This window comes from Streptomyces sp. NPDC059355 (assembly GCF_042752335.1).
GTDB lineage: Bacteria > Actinomycetota > Actinomycetes > Streptomycetales > Streptomycetaceae > Streptomyces.
This window is the reverse complement of the sequence record NZ_JBHYXN010000016.1, coordinates 1-16,142: the sequence shown is the minus strand read 5'-3', so window position 1 is coordinate 16,142 and position 16,142 is coordinate 1. Positions and strand designations below refer to the sequence as shown.

Annotated in this window: 11 protein-coding genes, 1 pseudogene and 3 riboswitches; of the genes and pseudogenes, 1 reads left to right on the top strand and 11 read right to left on the bottom strand. The window is 72.2% G+C overall.

The features are described from left to right. Positions 1 to 50: 50 nt before the first annotated feature. From ACFXGI_RS17280 to ACFXGI_RS17245, 8 genes are all read right to left on the bottom strand, one after another. Positions 51 to 1,040: a polyphosphate kinase 2 family protein gene (locus ACFXGI_RS17280; protein WP_384706837.1), complete on the bottom strand. Its 990-nt coding sequence runs from the start codon at positions 1,038 to 1,040 to the stop codon at positions 51 to 53. Between the two features lie 136 nt (positions 1,041 to 1,176). Then, positions 1,177 to 2,664 carry an MFS transporter gene (locus ACFXGI_RS17275; protein WP_384707073.1) on the bottom strand — a complete coding sequence of 496 codons (1,488 nt, stop codon included), beginning with the start codon at positions 2,662 to 2,664 and terminating at the stop codon, positions 1,177 to 1,179. Between the two features lie 52 nt (positions 2,665 to 2,716). Beyond that, positions 2,717 to 3,052 carry an antibiotic biosynthesis monooxygenase family protein gene (locus ACFXGI_RS17270; RefSeq protein WP_384706835.1) on the bottom strand — a complete coding sequence of 112 codons (336 nt, stop codon included), beginning with the start codon at positions 3,050 to 3,052 and terminating at the stop codon, positions 2,717 to 2,719. A 16-nt stretch (positions 3,053 to 3,068) separates the two neighbouring features. After that, complete coding sequence (locus tag ACFXGI_RS17265; protein ID WP_384706833.1) at positions 3,069 to 3,923, bottom strand: ECF transporter S component; 855 nt, start codon at positions 3,921 to 3,923, stop codon at positions 3,069 to 3,071. Further along, entirely contained in the window at positions 3,920 to 5,575 is a 1,656-nt protein-coding gene (locus ACFXGI_RS17260) for an ABC transporter ATP-binding protein (protein ID WP_384706831.1), read from the bottom strand. The genes ACFXGI_RS17265 and ACFXGI_RS17260 overlap by 4 nt, the downstream gene beginning before the upstream one ends. After that, the gene (locus ACFXGI_RS17255) at positions 5,572 to 6,756 is read right to left on the bottom strand and encodes an energy-coupling factor transporter transmembrane component T (RefSeq protein ID WP_384706829.1); all 1,185 of its coding nucleotides are present in this window, start codon (positions 6,754 to 6,756) and stop codon (positions 5,572 to 5,574) included. The genes ACFXGI_RS17260 and ACFXGI_RS17255 overlap by 4 nt, the downstream gene beginning before the upstream one ends. A gap of 4 nt (positions 6,757 to 6,760) precedes the next feature. Further along, positions 6,761 to 7,678, bottom strand: coding sequence for a hypothetical protein (locus tag ACFXGI_RS17250; protein WP_384706827.1), 918 nt, complete (start codon positions 7,676 to 7,678; stop codon positions 6,761 to 6,763). Beyond that, positions 7,675 to 10,527: a prenyltransferase/squalene oxidase repeat-containing protein gene (locus ACFXGI_RS17245; RefSeq protein WP_384706825.1), complete on the bottom strand. Its 2,853-nt coding sequence runs from the start codon at positions 10,525 to 10,527 to the stop codon at positions 7,675 to 7,677. Before ACFXGI_RS17245 ends, ACFXGI_RS17250 begins: the two co-directional genes overlap by 4 nt. Before the next feature lie 131 nt (positions 10,528 to 10,658). Next, positions 10,659 to 10,731: riboswitch (cobalamin riboswitch) on the bottom strand. Between the two features lie 123 nt (positions 10,732 to 10,854). Beyond that, a riboswitch (cobalamin riboswitch) is annotated at positions 10,855 to 10,988 on the top strand. 110 nt (positions 10,989 to 11,098) lie between these two features. On the opposite strand from ACFXGI_RS17245, the pseudogene ACFXGI_RS17240 reads away from it, so the two are divergent. Then, positions 11,099 to 12,510, top strand: a pseudogene (locus ACFXGI_RS17240) (hypothetical protein). Between the two features lie 61 nt (positions 12,511 to 12,571). Here the strand turns inward: ACFXGI_RS17240 and ACFXGI_RS17235 are convergent. The 3 genes from ACFXGI_RS17235 to aceB form a co-directional block, all read right to left on the bottom strand. Beyond that, positions 12,572 to 13,060, bottom strand: a complete 489-nt coding sequence (locus ACFXGI_RS17235) for a DUF4430 domain-containing protein (protein WP_384706823.1) — start codon at positions 13,058 to 13,060, stop codon at positions 12,572 to 12,574. Between the two features lie 166 nt (positions 13,061 to 13,226). Further along, a riboswitch (cobalamin riboswitch) is annotated at positions 13,227 to 13,300 on the bottom strand. Between the two features lie 220 nt (positions 13,301 to 13,520). Further along, positions 13,521 to 14,390, bottom strand: a complete 870-nt coding sequence (locus ACFXGI_RS17230; protein ID WP_384706821.1) for a 3-hydroxybutyryl-CoA dehydrogenase — start codon at positions 14,388 to 14,390, stop codon at positions 13,521 to 13,523. Next, a complete protein-coding gene (aceB, locus tag ACFXGI_RS17225) occupies positions 14,387 to 15,979 on the bottom strand; it encodes a malate synthase A (protein ID WP_384706819.1) in 1,593 nt (530 codons plus the stop codon). Before aceB ends, ACFXGI_RS17230 begins: the two co-directional genes overlap by 4 nt. Positions 15,980 to 16,142 lie beyond the last annotated feature (163 nt).

The window sequence follows — 16,142 nt, the reverse complement described above, 5'->3', positions numbered from 1 at the left end:
GATCCGGGCCGCGGACGCATCCGGGCCGGTCGCGCTCCGTCCGAGGGTGGCTAGCCGCGCTTCCCGCCCGGCTTCTTCCCGTGCCCGCCGCGCCGGTCCGCCGACGGGTGCCGGGCGGCGTACGGATCGGCCGGGGCCCCTGCCGGGGCCTCCCGCTCCAGGCTCCGCTTCGTGACGAGCAGGTCCTTCCGTGCCTCCTGCGCCACCTCGGGGTACTGCGGGTCGATCTCCATCAGGGTGTGCGCGAGGACCGCCGCCGCGCAGATCCGCGCGAACCACTTCCGGTCCGCCGGGACCACGTACCACGGCGCCCACCGCGTACTCGTGGCGGACAGCATCTCGGAGAACGCGTGCTGGTAGTCGTCCCACCGGCGCCGCTCCCGGACGTCGGCGGCGGAGAACTTCCAGTTCTTCTCCGGCAGGTCGATCCGCTTCAGGAAGCGGGTGCGCTGTTCCTCCTTGGACAGGTTCAGGAAGATCTTCACCACCTTGAACCCGTTGTCCGTGAGATAGCGCTCCCAGCGGTTGATCTCCCGGTAGCGCCGGTCCCAGATGTCCTTCCCGAGCACGTGCTCGGGAAGCTTCTGCCGGAGGAGGACCTCGGGGTGGACCCGTACGACGAGGACCTCCTCGTAGTGCGAGCGGTTGAAGATGGCGATCTCGCCGCGCGAGGGCAGCCGCCGGGCGTACCGCCACAGGTAGTCGTGGTCGAGTTCCTCGGTGGACGGCACCTTGAAGCTGCTGACCCGCACGCCCTGCGGGTTGACGCCGCTCATCACGTGGCGGATCGTCCCGTCCTTGCCCCCGGCGTCGAGCGCCTGGAGGCAGAGCACCACGCCGTACGTGTCCTGGGCGGCCAGCCGCTCCTGGTACTCGGCGAGCAAGGACACCCCCGTACGCAGCAGCTCGGCCCCGTCCCGCTTCTTCATGCCGGCCTTGAAGCGGGGGTCGAAGTCCCGGTCCAGGCGCACCTTCGACCCCGGCCGCACCCGTAGCGGCTCGATGAAGTCCGCGATGCGTTCGGCTCTCTCGTCCGACATCACCCGTCACCCCTTCTCCGGTCCGGGTTCGGTGCGGCAGGCGGCGCCGGTCCCTCGTGGTCATTCTCTGCGCGACTCGACAAGATCGCCCTCCGGGCGTGCGCCGACGGGGGAGAACCGGCGGCCTCCTTGCGTTCTACGAGGTCAGCCGGGTGGCGGGCCCGGGGGCGGAGCCCGGCGCCGTGCCCGGCGGCGGTTTCCTCGGAAGGAGCACCGCGGCGGCGAGCCCGGCGAGCCCGATCACGGCCAGCGTGATCATCGCGGCGGCGTAGGCGCCGGTGGTGAGGCCCGAGACGAGGATGGTGCCGGCGATCGCCGTGCCGAGGGAGGAACCGAGGTTCGACACGCTGCGGGAGAGGCCGGAGATCTCGCCTTGCCGCTCTTCGGGGAAGCTCGACTGGACGACGTTGACCGAGGGGGTGAGCATCACGCCGAGGCCCAGTCCGATCAGCAGGAGTCCGGGGGTGAGGGCCCAGGGGTTCGGGGAGCCGCCGGCCATCGCGATCAGGATGACGATGCCGGCGACGGTGACCACGAAACCCGTCATGATCAGGGTCCGCTGGGACCGCCGCTTCGCGAGGCGCTCGGCGGCGAGCGAGGAGACGAGCAGGCCGAGCGTGGCGGCGGTGAAGATGACGCCGGTCTGGACGGCGTCGTAGCCGCGCACGACCTGGAGGTAGGCCGCGATGGTGAACGAGGAGCCCATCAGCAGCAGCCACTGGACGTTCTGCGTGACGAGGCCCAGGTTGGAGGTGCGATCACGGAACAGGCTGGTGGACAGCAGGGGTTCCTTGCCCGCCCGCTCCTTGGCCCGTACGGACCGGAAGAACCAGAGGAGCACGAGGGAGCCCAGGACGAGCAGTCCGATCATGAGCCAGACGTTGTTGTCGGCCGCGAGGATGCCCATGACGAGGAGGACGAGGCCGGTCGCCGAGAGGACCGCTCCGGTGGTGTCGAAGGAGCGCGTCGGATCGGGCGGCAGGGGGTCCTCGAGGTTCCGGCTCAGCACGATGATCACGACGATGACCAGGGCCTGGAACACGAAGGCCGCACGCCAGCTCAGCCACGAGGTGATGAGCCCGCCGATCAGCGGCCCGGCGGCGGCGCCGATGCCGCCCAGCGCCATGATGACGCCGAAGGCGCGGGCCCGCGAGGTCAGGTCCGTGAAGATGAGCGTCGTGAGGATGTAGACGGGCGGGATGAGCAGGGCCGTTCCGATGCCCTCCAGGATCGAGTTCCCGAGGATCAGTACGCCCAGGCCCGGGGCGGCGGCGCTCAGCAGGGCGCCGATGCCGTAGACGACGAGGCCGACCAGGAGGCAGCGCTTGCGGCCGTAGCGGTCGGTCAGCTTGCCGCCGGGGATCATCAGCGCGGCCATGACCAGCAGGAAGATCGTGATGGCGATCTGCACCCCCTGGACGGTGGTGTCCAGGTCCTCGCTGATGTCGTTGATCATCACGTTCATGTTGGACCCCGCGAAGCTGCAGATGAACTGCGCGAGCGCCAGCGGAGCGAGGACGCGTCGCTGTGCGCTGGACGTACCTTGCGGGGTTCGTGTCCCGGCCACCGGTATCACCTCGATGTGTGCCAGCTCCAGCGTGCACTGCGCCCGGGCCCGGTGCATTCCGGAGCGGGAACGTCTCACCCTCCCGATCGAAGGGGTGCGGGACGGGCTTCTAGTGCCTGGGGTGGGTGGAGATGACGTGGAACAGGCGGGGTTGGACGTCGGTGGCGATGGTGGCCGCCTGGTCCATGTGGACGCGGGCCTCGGGGTTGGCCAGCATGGCGCGGTAGTGCTGCTCCGACTCCCACTGGGCGTAATTGATCACGCGCTGCCCGTCCTCGCTGGCGTGGAAGTTGGCGCAGATGAAGCCGGGCTGGTGCTTCATCGTCTCCTCGGTGGCCTGCGCCAGCAGGGCGATCAGCTCCTGCTGGCGCTCGGGCGCCACCGTGAAGACGTTGATCAGCGTGGCCACGGGGCGAGTCGAGTCGATGCTCGCGGTAACGGTCATGGATCTATTGCTCCCCTTACGAACTTCCGCCGTTTCCTCCCGCGGCCGACTTTCCCCCGATCGGAGGCGGGGCGGGGTCGAAGCGGACGGGAGCCTGGAAGCGGGCCTTGCGCGCTGCGCGGCGGAACGTGGTGAGGACGGCCGGGCCCGCGAGGGTGATGCAGACGAAATTGGTGACGGCGCGCCCGGTGTCCCAGCCGAGGGACGTCGCGAGGTCGAAGGCGAGGTAGCGGTGGAACTGCTCGGTGAAGGGCAGGCCGGGAAGGTAGGCGATGGAGCTGTTGGGGTCGAGGGAGAAGGGCCAGAAGGAGAGGTTGAGGAGGAAGCCGAAGAGGTAGCCGGAGACCGATCCGTAGACGGCCAGCATGAGGATCTCCCGACGGCCGGAGGACCTCGGCAGGAAGCCGGCCAGCATGCCCACGAAGGCGCAGCCGAACATCTGGTACGGCATCCAGGGCCCGACCCCGCCCGTGATCAGGGCGGAGGCGAAGAGGGAGGTGCAGCCCAGGGTGAAGCCGAAGCCCGGGCCGTAGACCCGGCCGGCCAGGACGAGGATGAAGAAGACCGTCTCGATGCCGGCCGTACCCGCGCCCAGCGGGCGGATGGCGGCGTTGACCGCGGACAGGACGCCGAGCATCGCCAGGGCCTTGGAGTTGATGCCGCCCTCGGCGATCTCCGAGATCACCACGCACAGCACGATGACCAGCAGGACCCCGAAGATGAGGGGCGGTGCGTAGTTCGACCCGAACTTCCCCGGCGCGACGAGGAAGGGCCAGAAGAACGCGACGATCCCCAGGAACGCGGCCATGGCGATGACGACGCCCGCGCGCGCGTTGATGCGGATGGCTGCGGTGCGTGCGGCAGCGCTCATGGGGCCGGTTCCGTCTCGTCGTCGGGGAGGGCGGGGGCCACCTGGGCGACCGTGAGGTAGGGGAGGGGCGAGAGGATCTTGGCCGTCTGGGGTGCGAAGACGGGGGAGGCGACGATGACCTCCGTGGTGGGGCCGTCCGCGACGATGTCGCCCTCGGCCATGACGACGACCCGGTCGGCGGCGCGGGCCACGAACTCGACGTCGTGCGTGGAAATGACGATCGCGCGTCCTTGCCTCGCGAGGTCGTCGACGATGGCGATCAGCTGTTCCTTGGCCCGGTAGTCGAGACCGCGGGTGGGTTCGTCGAGGAGCACCACCCGGGGAGCCGCCGACAGCTGGATGGCGAGGACGAGGGCGAGCTTCTGGCCCTCGGACAGGTCGCGGGGGTGGGTGGCGTCGTCGATGCCGGGTGCGAGGCGGTCGAGGATCTCGCGTGCGGCCGGTGCGTCGGCGCCGACCGCCGATTCCGCGTCCGCCTGGTCGAGTTCCTGCTGGACGCTCTCCAGGTAGAGCAGGTCGGTGGGGGTCTGGGGGACCAGGCCGACGCGCCGGCGGGCTTCGGCCGCCGACAGCTTCTGCGGGTCGGCGCCCCTGCCCCCGCCGGTGGCGGGGATGAGCACCGTGCCGGCCTTGCGGGGTCCGGAGCCCTGGAGCGCCCACAGCAGGGAGGACTTGCCGGAGCCGTTGCGGCCCATGAGCGCGGTGATCTCGCCGCCCCGCAGATCGAGGTCGACCTCCCTGACGGCCGGGATGCCCTGATAGGTCACCGTCACCCCGCGGGCCTTGAGGAGGAGGGCGGGGTCCGGGGCGGGTGCCGGCCGCACCGGTGGCGGAGTCGTACCGGTGAGCCGGGAGCGCAGGGCGGCGGCGGCGCGGCGGGCGTCGCGGATCGACAGCGGGAGCGGGGACCAGCCGGCGGCGCGTCCGAGTTCCACGATGGGCGGGGCGATGGAGGACGTACGGAAGATCTCGGCGGGCGGGCCCGAGACCACGCGGCCGTCGCCCGGGAGGTGGATGACGCGGTCGGCGTACTGGACCACGCGCTCCAGGCGGTGTTCGGCGAGCAGCACGGTGACGCCGAGGTCGTGGACGAGCCGGGTGACGGCGGCCAGGACCTCCTCGGCCGCCGTCGGGTCCAGGGCCGAGGTCGGCTCGTCCAGGACGAGGATCCGGGGGTGCGCGGTGAGGACGGAGCCGATCGCGACGCGCTGCTGCTGGCCGCCGGACAGTTCGTGCAGGGCGCGGTGGCGCAGGTCCGCGAGGCCGAGGAGGTCGAGGGTCTCCTCGACGCGCTTGCGCATGGTGGCCGGCGGGACCGCCAACTGCTCCATGGCGTAGGCGAGTTCTTCCTCGACCGTGTCGGTGACGAAGCCGTCCAGCGGATCCTGGCCCACCACGCCGACCACGTCGGCGAGTTCGCGGGGCGGGTGCTCGGCCGTGTTCCGGCCGTCGACGAGGACCCGGCCGTGGAGGGTGCCGCCCGTGAAGTGCGGGACGAGCCCGTTGACGGCGCCGAGCAGCGTGGACTTGCCCACGCCGGTGTGGCCGACGACGAGGCAGAGTTCGCCTTCCTCGACGGTGAGGTTCACATAGCGCAGGACCGGTTCGGCCGTGTCCTCGTACCGGACGGTGACCTGGTCGAAGTGGATCACTTGGGTTCCTCGGGGCGCTGTGCGGGGACGGTGGGCCGGGCGGGGGCTGTCGGGGGCGGTGCCAGGAAACCGGCCGTCCCGGCGAGCAGGATCGCCGCCGCCGGTACGAGCGGCAGGGTCGGCCAGCTGAGCGGGTAGATGGAGGGGTTCAGCTCGGCGGCGTCGAATCCCGCGTTGCCGAACAGCAGGACCGCGGACAGCACTCCGCACCCGGCGACGGTCCATTCGGCCGCGAGCCACGGGTCGGGCCGGTACGCGGTACGGGTGATGCGGCGCCCGCCGAGCCGCAGCCCGGCCACGCACAGCGCTCCGCCGGCCGCCAGCGCGGGCAGACCGAGCAGCGTGGGCGCGGTCGCGTCGAGGAGTCCGTACGCCCCGGCGCACAGCCCGCACATGCCCAGCAGCATCAGCGCGCCGGTCAGGCGCCGGGAGCGGCGGGTGGCGGTGCCGGCGCGGCCGTAGCCCCGGGAGTCCATGGCGGCCGCGAGGCGCAGCGAGCGCTCCAGGGCGTCCTCGAGTACGGGGACGATGATCCCGCGCAGGGCGCGGAGCCCCTTGGTGCGGCCGGCCCGCAGCCGCCGGGCGCGGTGCACGCGCTGGACGCTCGCCACCAGTTGGGGCGCGACGCTGATGGAGACGGTGACGGCGACGCCCAGCTCGTAGAGGGCGCCGGGCAGGACGCGCAGGGCCCGCTTCGGGTTGGCGAGGGTGTTGGCGGCGCCGATGCAGCACAGCATGCAGGCGAGGCGGAGTCCGTCGGTGGCGGCGGAGAGCAGCGCTTCGAGGGAGACCGGGCCGCCGAGCCGGATGCCCGCGTACCAGTCGGGGGTGGGGATGTGGGGGAGGGAGAAGAGGAAGTGGTCGCGGGGGGTGACGCCCGTGGCGAAGATCGCCCGGAAGGTCACCCGGATCGCGACGACCGTCAGCGCCAGGTAGAGGTAGTACTTGAAGCCGCGCGCCCAGGGGGCCTCGGTGCGGCGCATGGTGATGACGTAGCCCAGGACCGCGAGGACGAGGAAGAGCAGCAGCGGGTTGTTGGTGCGGCTGACGGCGGTGGCGAGGGCCAGGGCCCAGATCCACCAGGCGACGGGGTGCAGGGTGCGGGGCAGACGGCGGCCGCCCGCGTCCGGCGCGAGGCCGGCCGCGGGCGGCTCGGCCGCGACCGTGGTGGTGCGTGACACGCGGCTACTCCGTACGACGGCGGCGTCGGGCGACGAACAAGGCGGCGCCGCCGATCAGCAGCACCAGTGCTGCGGTGGTGACGGCGGGCAGGTACGAGCCCGCGTCGTGGTGCGCGTCGGCGGCGGGCGCCGCCTCGACGACCTGGGGACCGGGGGCGGGCGCGGCCGCGGCCGGTGCGCTGCCGGACGGAGGGGCCGAAGGGGTGGGCGAGGCGCTCTCCTGGGCGGAAGCGGAAGCGGAGGGCGAGGGGCTCGCCGGCGCCGACGGGGTCGGATCGGCCGGCCGCGGGTTCTCCGGCCTGGGCCCGGTGTCGACATTCGGCGGCAGGGGCGCCGCCGTACGGGTGTCCTTGGGCTGGGGCACGCCGGTGGGCTGGGCGTTGTGGGCGCGCAGCTGGTCCGGGGTGACCCGGGGCCGGCCCTGGGTGCCCTCGACGTCCGTCGCCCCGAAGGTCCACAGGTCGACGCTGCCGGGCTTCGGCTTGTAGAGCATCGCGCCGAGCTGGCTGTACTCCCAGGTGTTCTGGCCGGGGTTCGCGTGCCAGTACGACCAGTAGGCGGACGCCGGCGGGGTCAGGACGCAGTCGTCCTGCTCCGGGGTCGGGTACTGCTTGCCGCCCTGGTGGCCGCTGTAGCCGATCCGGCAGATGAAGGCGGGGCCGTCGTGGCCGGTGCCGGTGGTGGCCCAGCCGCCCTGGCTGAGGAGCTCGTACCCGGTGGTGGGTGTCGTACCGCAGGAGCGGTAGACCGGCCCGCCCCAGTGGCCGAAGTCCACGGCGAGGACGGCCCCGGACGAGGTGGTGCACTGGCCGATGGGCTGCGGGGCGGCGCCGGCCGGGGCCGCGCCGGCGGCGAAGGCCGCCACCGTCAGCCCCAGCGCGGCCGCCGCACGGGCGGCGGCGCGTGTGATGCGGGAGATCATCGGCCGTCCTCCTCGCGGATGCGGCGCGTGCGGGCCATGGCCACGAGTCGCCAGCCGGCCAGTACGAGGACGGCCGCGGCGCCCGCGAGCGCCCCTGCCCGGACGCCGGTGGAGGCGAGGTTGCCGCCCGAACCGCCCTGAGCAGAAGCGCCGTTGCCGCCTGCACCGGCCGCGGTTCCCGCGGTGTCCCCGGGTGTGATGATGACGGGTGCGCCGCCCGCGGCGCCCGTTCCGCCCGACGGGCCCGACGTGGCCGTGGGGCTGGGAATGGGCAGCGGGGTGGTGCCGTCGAGGCTCCGGGTGAGGGTGGCGAAGGAGATGCCGGTGGTGCCGCCGAGGGCCTGGGTGGAGGCGCGGACGTCGGAGCCGGGCTGGGAGCCCTTGGCGATCTCGAAACCGCCGTCGGCGTTCTGCTGGGATGCCAGGAACTTACGGGCCTTGGCGATCTGCGCGCCGTACTTCTGCGCGTCCAGGGACATGCCCTGGACTGCGAGGGCGGCGGAGTTCACGGAGTTGCCGGAGGCGCCGGGGACGCCGCCGTCGTCCTTCTGCCGCGTGGCGAGCCAGGCGACGGCCTTGTCCACGGCCGCCTGCGCGTCCGCGTCGGGCAGCAGGTCCAGGGCCATGGCGGCCATGGCGGTGGAGTCCACCTCGTCGTCGCTCTTCTCGACGAGCATGCTCCCGAAGGCCCCGTTGGGCCGCTGGAGGCTCTTGAGGTAGGTGATCGGCTCGGCCGCGGCCGCGTTCTCGCCCGCGCGGACCTGGGCGATGACGCCGAGGGACTGGTCGAATACGGACTTGGCGTTGCCGTAGGCGCCCTTGCCGCCGCAGTAGGGGACGGCGTCGACGTTCCCGGCCCGGCAGGTGTCCTTCGCCAGGGCGGCGATCAGGTCCTGGCCGCCGAAGCCGCGGGGGTCGCGGCCGACCGCTTCGGCGAGGAGCGCCGTCTTGCCGATGGCCCCGCCGACGGCGTACTTGGTGCCGATCAGGGTCCAGGCATGGACCGTCCGACCCTGGCCGTCCTTGCCGCCCTTGTCGAGGAAGTCGACGATGTTGCGCAGGGTGGCGTCGTCCGTGCCGGTGGCGGCGAGCGCGTACGCGCCGTCGATCGTCAGGCCGTACGTGGCGAAGCCCGGGGAGCTCTCGTAGTAGCGGCCCTGGATCAGGCGGGTGGGGTGGGTGAGGTACGCCGTGGCCCTCTTGAGGTCGGGCCCGTCGCCCGGCGGGAGCGACGGCTTGGGGTCGCCGGGGGAGGGCTTGGGCTCGCTCGGCGACGGCTTCGGGGCGGTCGGCGAGGGGCTCGGCTCGGCCCTCTTGGCGGTCAGCGCCACCAGGTCGCTCTTCGCGGCCGCGACGACGGCCGGCACGGTGGGGTACAACTGCGGCTCGGTGAGTCCCTCTTCGAAGGCGAAGCCACCCTCGGAGAGCTGCTGCTTGGAGAGCCGGAACAGACCCGCGTCGGCGTGTGCCGTGTCACCGAGGGCGCGCATGGCCTGGGCCGCCCAGCCCGTGGCGCTCGGGCTTCCGGTGGTCATGCCGGCGGCGGCCGGCCAGGCACCGGTGGGCAGTTGGGACTTCCTCAGGTTCTCGCGGGCCTTCTCGACGACGGCGTCGTGTCCGCCGGCCCGCTTGAGGGCCAGGGCGATCAGCGCGGTGGAGCTCGCGTCGCTGTCGCACCATTCGCCGGAGCGGATGAGGATGCCGGTGAATCCGCCGTCCTCGCACTGGAGTCCGGTCAGCCGGTTCACCGCGTCGGCCGGAGGTGTCACGCCGCCGTTCAGCAGGGCGATGACGGCCATGGCCTGGGCGTCGGACTGGCCGGTGGTGCGGAAGTCGCCCTTGGTGAGGCAGCCGTCGATCGTCTCGCCGTCGCCGATGTCGCGCGGGCAGACGTACGTGACGAGGTCACCGAGCAGATCGTGTCCGCCGAAGGCGCGGGGGTCCTTGCCCGTGGCCTCGGCGACGAGCGCGAGCCGCGCGGCGGCGGTCGCGTCGGGGATCCCGCCCCTGCCGGCGGGGTAGGCGTACGCGTCCGTCTCCGCGGGCCTGGCGAGGAAGTCGGCGGCCTTGCGGGCGGCCGGGCTCTGCCGGTCCGCGCCCGCGAGGGCGTAGACCGCCTCGGTGGTGAGGAAGTGGTCGGGGGCCGTGGCGCCCTCGTCGACGACCCGCTCCCCGTCGGTCAGCCTCCCCGTGAGCCAGCGGGTGGCGGCGGGCAGGTCGACGGTGCCCGGCGCCGCGGTGGGCGGGCCCGTCGGACCGGTCGGGTCCGGGCTGGGGCTGCCGCCCTGGGCGCGTACGTCGTCGGGGGAGAAGGCGGGCTTGCCCGAGGTGCCGCCGGCGTCCGTGCCGCCGAACACCCAGGCGTCCACGTCACCGGGCTTCGGCGTGCGGGCCATCGCGCCCAGGGGGCTGTAGGTCCAGTTCTTCTGGCCGGGCGAGGCGGTCCAGTACGACCAGTACGCGGTCGCCTGCGGGGTGAGGACGCAGTCCTCCTTGTCCGGAGTGGGGTACTGCGTACCGGAGTCGAAGGAGCCCTTGCCGATGCGGCAGATGAAGGCGGGACCGTCGTGCACGGTGCCCTCGGTGCTGAAACCGCCCTCGTGCAGCAGGTCGTAGCCCGTGGTGGGAGTGGTGTCGCAGCCCCTCTCGACCTTCCCGCCGAACGGGCCGAAGTCGACGGCGACGATCGCGCCGTTGGTGGCGGTGCAGCCCTCGATCGGGTCGGCCGCGGCGGTGGTGGTCCCGGTGACGAAGGCCACGCTCGCGCCGAAGGTGAGCAGCGCCGCCGATATCAGCGACACCAGCCTCTTCTTCCCCGTGCGTCGCTCTGCTAGCTCTGCGGTCCCCACCACGGCCCCTCGTGTCGGCCGAGCGGACCCATGCGTGGCAAAGGGCTTCTGCCGCACATGGAGCGCAGAGGAAGCCGTTCGAACCACGCCGTAGTCCGCGACGGCGTTTCTCGCTGCAAAAACCTGGCTCCAGGCAGTCCGGCTCGCCCGGCGGTGCCGGGCCTACGGTTGCGGGTCAGCGCCGGAATTCGACCGGCTTCCCCTGGAGTTGAGTGCGTATCAGTCGGAGTGGAACACGCTGATAAAGACAGCGTCAAGGTGGGCTGTGTCTCACCCGGGGCCGCTCCAGCGTTCCTCCGGCAGCACGTCCCGAGGCGGCTGGCGGACCCTTGATCACTCGGGTAGCGTCCTGGGCTGCCAGATGGGGGAATCCGGTGAGAAGCCGGAGCTGACGCGCAGCGGTGTGGGACGGCGGGGGCCGTCTCCGAGCCCGAATGCCCATGCGGCGATGCAGTACAGGAAGCCGTACCACGCGTTCCGGGCGACGGCCCTCCGAGCATGCCCGGCCGTGTGTCCGCACGGCGGCAGGGCGCCGGCAGCGGCCGGCGTCCGCCGATTCCAGGAGCAGGCCATGTCCCGTCCCCGCACCTCCCGCCGCCTCGCGCTCGCGGTGCCCTCCGCACTCGGCGCCCTCGCCCTCACCGCGCTGCCCGCGTTCGCGACCTCGTCGCCCGCGCAGATCGCCACGTCCAAGACGAATGGCGTCGCCTACCTCAAGTCGCTCCAGGCGGCGGACGGTTCGTACGCGGGGGCCGGGCTGTCCAACGAGTGGGCGTTCAGCGCCTTCGCCGCCACCGGTACGGCCGTCGTCGACGTCTACCCCGCGGGCGACACGACGAGGAACGCCCGCACCGTCTACCGCAACCTGCTCTCCACGTCCGGCTGGCCCTCGGCCTCCCCGGTGGTGACCGACTACGAGCGCGGCACGCTGAACGCGTACGCCGCCGGCATCGACCCGGCGCGCGTCTCCGCGTCCCGCAACCTCGTCGCGAACATCTACGCGTACTGGCAGACCGCGGAGGCCGGCTACTTCGGCCCCTCCGGGAACTTCAACGGCACCGTCTTCGCGGCCCTTTCGCTGGGCGGGGCCAAGACCCAGGCCGGCGGCACGCGCGTCCCGCAGGCCCTGACCGACGCGATGGTCACCCGGATCCGCGCCAACCAGCACGTCGACGGCGGCTGGACCTACAACAAGGCCGAGGGCAACCCGACCGTCCTCAACTCCGCGGGCGATGTGGACATGACCGGCGCCGCGATGGCGGCCCTGTGCGTCTCAGGCGTCCCCAGCACGGACACGGACGTCGTCCAGGCGAAGAACTTCCTCAAGAGCAAGCTCGTCACCACCAGCGGTGCCTTCAACTCCCTGTACGGGGTCAACACCAGCTCCAACGGCTGGGGCGTCGCGGGCCTGAACGCCTGTGGTTTCAACCCGCAGACCGGGGACTTCCTCACCGCCGCCGGCAAGACGCCGATCGACTTCCTGATCGCCAACCAGTACAACCCGGCCGGCGGATTCAAGTACAAGCCGGCCGACACCGTCCCGTCCGCCTACGCCTCCATCGACGCCCTGCGCGCGGTCGCCGGCGGCGGATTCACCACGGCCCCGCCGGTCCCGGTCACCCCCGGCGCCCCGCAGTGGGTCGCCCAGCCGGCCTTCACCGCCGGTACGGCCACCAGGCTGGCGCTCACCGTCGACGACGGCGCCGGCAGCCTCAAGGTCTGCTCCGTGTCCTTCACCCGACCGGTACGACCACCACCCTCGGCGACGTCCTGAACGCGGCGATCAGCGGTGCCACGCCCTCGGGCTGCGTCACGAGCGTGACCCCCGCGTCGGGCACCGGCACCGTCACGGACGTCAACGGCAAGGCCAACAGCGGTTCCAACACCTGGAAGGTGAGCGTCGACGGCTCCGCCTTCGCCGGAGCCACCCGGGACAAGGTCGTGGGCGTCGGCGACACCATCGCCCTGCGCTGGGGCGCCTGATCATCGAACACCGGTGGGGGCCGCGGACCTCCGGGGCCGCGGCCCCCACCGGCACGCCGGACTAGAAGGACGTCCAGGTGAAGGACACCTGGTCGCCTGCGTTGAGCTTGAACTGGCAGCCGCCGACCGGGGTGGGGGTGCCGTTGACGGCGATGCTCCAGTAGGCGGAGCCGCCGCCGCTGACGTTCTTTATGGTGTCGACGGAGAAGTCGTCGAAGGACGCGTACCAGGTGCCGTCCCAGGTGAAGCCCTTCTTGTGGGCGGCGTCGTCGAGGGCGGCGGTCGGGGTGGGGACCTTGGACGGGTTGGCGCCGCCGTTGGTGCCGTCGCACTTGTGGGTGCCGCCGGTCACGGTGGTGACGTCGTGGCCCTTGGTCTTGACCTTGCCCTTGAACAGCAGCCCGGCGGGGCCCTGGACGGTGAGGTTCACCTTGACGGCCGCGTTCGTGTCCGGCTTCGGCTTCGCCTCGGCCACGGTGGGAGCGGCCGCGAGGGCGAGGCCCAGGGCGACCGTGGTGATCACGGAGCGGCTGGCGAGGGTCTGGCGCATGGAATGCCTTCCTGGCGGATCTTCGGGTCTGCCGACGCGAACCCGCCGACCGCACCCGCGCACACCCCGTGTCCGCGCCCTCGAAGAGGGCGCGCGGGGGTGCCGAGCCAGGCTGGGGCTTCGTACTGCAGACCATGACAGTGGGAAGCGGTGCACATCGCACCCCGGGTTCTCCGACTCACGGCGCGCAGGCGGCCGTTCACGGTTGCAGGTCAGCGCCGGATTCCCACCGGCTTCCCCCAGTTGTGCATGCATTCGGTTGTGGCTCCGGCCGTGGTGCGCCGGAGCAGAACGCATCGTACGGCCTCGAGCGCGGGGCATGGCGGCGAACTCCGATCCGGACCGCCGGCCCGGGTCGCCGACGGCGGGCAGCACGGCGGGGCGTGACGACACCACTCGTCACGCCCCGCCTTCCCTCGGCTGCCGGGCACCCTCTGCCCGGGCGGCGGACCGGGACCCCTCAGTCCCGGTCGTACGTGTGGAACCCGCGGCCCGCCTTGCGGCCCAGCAGGCCTGCCTGGACCATCCGCAGCAGCAGCGGCGGCGGGGCGTAGAGGGGTTCCTTGAACTCGGCGTAGAGGGATTCGGCGATGGCGGCGACGGTGTCGAGGCCGATGAGGTCGGCGAGCTTCAGCGGGCCCATGGGGTGGGCGCAGCCGAGCACCATGCCATCGTCGATGTCCGCGGCACTGGCGTAGCCGGACTCGGCCATGCGGACCGCCGACAGCAAGTACGGGACGAGGAGGGCGTTGACGACGAACCCGGACCGGTCCTGGGAGTGGATCGCGGTCTTGCCGAGCGTGTCCCGGACGAAGCCCTCCACCGTTTCGACGCTGCCCGTGGTGGTGTGGAGCGAGGAGACGATCTCCACCAGGGGCAGGACCGGTACGGGGTTGAAGAAGTGCAGGCCCAGTACGCGGTCGGCACGGCCGGTGGCCATGCCGAGGCGCATGATCGGGATCGCGGAGGTGTTGGAGGCGAGGATGGCCTCCGGGTCCTCCACGATCTTGTCGAGGGCGGTGAAGATCCCGGTCTTCGCGTCGGCGTTCTCGACGACGGCCTCGATGACCAGCTGCCGGTCGGCGAGGTCCTCGAGGTCTCCGGTGAAGACCATCCGGGCCAGTGCGTCCTCGGCGGAGATCCGGTCCAGCTTCCCGCGCTGGACGGCGCGTTCGAGGGTGACGGCGACGCGTTCCCGGGCGCCGCGGGCGGCGGTGGCGTCGGCCTCGCAGACGATGGTGTCGAGGCCGGCGCGGGCGCACACCTCGGCGATGCCGGAGCCCATCTGGCCGCCCCCGACGACGCCGATCCGGCGGATCGAGGTGCTCACGATCGGGCCTCCGTCCGGCGGACGAGGTGGCGGGTGTAGGCCTCGGGTGTGAAGAAGGAGGGCAGGCCGGGGGAGAGCGCGGTGTTCACGAAGACCTCGCGGGCCTCGGTGACCAGGGCCTGCGGGTCCTCCTCCGCCAGCGCCTCGCATTCGGCGTCGAGGAGGTCGAGGACCGCGGAGCGTTCCGCCCTGTCGTGGCGCAGCCACTGCCAGATCTGGACGCGGGCGATCTCGGCGGTGGCCGCGTCCTCCATCAGCCCGGACAGGGCGACCGCCCCGCGCCCGCGCAGCCAGGCGTCGAAGTAGCGCAGCGCGACGGCCACGTTGGACCGGATGCCTTCGGAGGTCGGCGGGGCGGCGATCCTGCGGACCGACAGCAGGTCGTCGGCGGCGACTTCGACATCCTCGCGCGTCCGCTCCAGCTGGTTCGGCCGCTCGCCCAGGACGTTGTCGAAGACTTCGCGGCAGACGGGGACCAGGCCGGGGTGGGCGACCCAGGAGCCGTCGAAGCCGTCCTCGGCCTCGCGTTCCTTGTCGAGCCGGACCCTGGCGAGGGAGGCCGTGTCGGCCTCGGCGTCCTTGCCCGGGACGTGGGCGGCCATGCCGCCGATGGCATGGGCGCCGCGCTTGTGGCAGGTGCGGACGAGCAGCTCGGTGTACGCCCGCATGAACGGGGCGGTCATGGTGACCGAGGACCGGTCGGGGAGCTGGAAGTCGGTGCGGTGGCCGAAGGTCTTGATGAGGCTGAAGAGGTAGTCCCAGCGGCCCGCGTTCAACCCGGCGCTGTGCTCGCGCAGTTCGTAGAGGATCTCCTCCATCTCGAACGCGGCGGTGATCGTCTCGATCAGGACCGTGGCGCGCACGGTACCGCGCGGGATGCCGAGCAGGTCCTGGGCGAACAGGAAGATGTCGTTCCAGAGGCGGGCCTCGTACCGGTTCTCCAGCTTGGGGAGGTAGAAGTACGGGCCGTGGCCGGCGTCGAACTGCCGCTGCGCGCAGTGGAAGAAGTACAGGCCGAAGTCCACGAGCGAGGCGGACACGGGCCGGCCGTCGATCTCCAGGTGTTCTTCGAGGAGGTGCCAGCCGCGAGGGCGGACCATGATGGTCGCGAGGTCCGACCCGAGCCGGTACTCCTTGCCCTCCGGGGTGGTGAAGTCGATCCGCCTCTCGATCACGTCGAGCAGGGTCAACTGGCCGCCGATGACGTTGTCCCAGGTGGGCGAGGTGGCGTCCTCGAGGTCGGCCATCCAGACCTGGGCGCCGGAGTTGAGGGCGTTCACCGCCATCCGGCGGTCCGGCGGTCCGGTGATCTCGACGCGGCGGTCGATGAGACCCGAGGCCGGCGGCGCGGCCCTCCACTCGGAGTCGTGTCGGATCGCGCGGGTGGCCAGGGGGAAGACGAGGGGGGTGCCGCCGGCCAGGTGGGTCGAGCGGCGGACGCGCTCCTTGATGACCTCCAGACGCCGGGAGTGGAACGCGGCGTCGAGCCGTGCGATGAACTCCAGGGCCTCGGGGGTCAGGATCTCGTCATGGCGGTCGCCCGGCGTTGCGAGGACCTCGACGTGGCGGGTCGGTGCGTGGGTGGACATGCGGGTCTCCTCCGGGAGAGGGAGGGCGGGACGAAGGCCCTCGGGGGACGCGGGACGACCGGGGGCGGGGGGGGGGGGCCGGGGAAGGGGGGCACCGGGCCCCCCCCCCCCCCCGGGGGTGCGCGGGAGGGGGGGGGTTAGTGACACTGGGGACGGCGGGGCG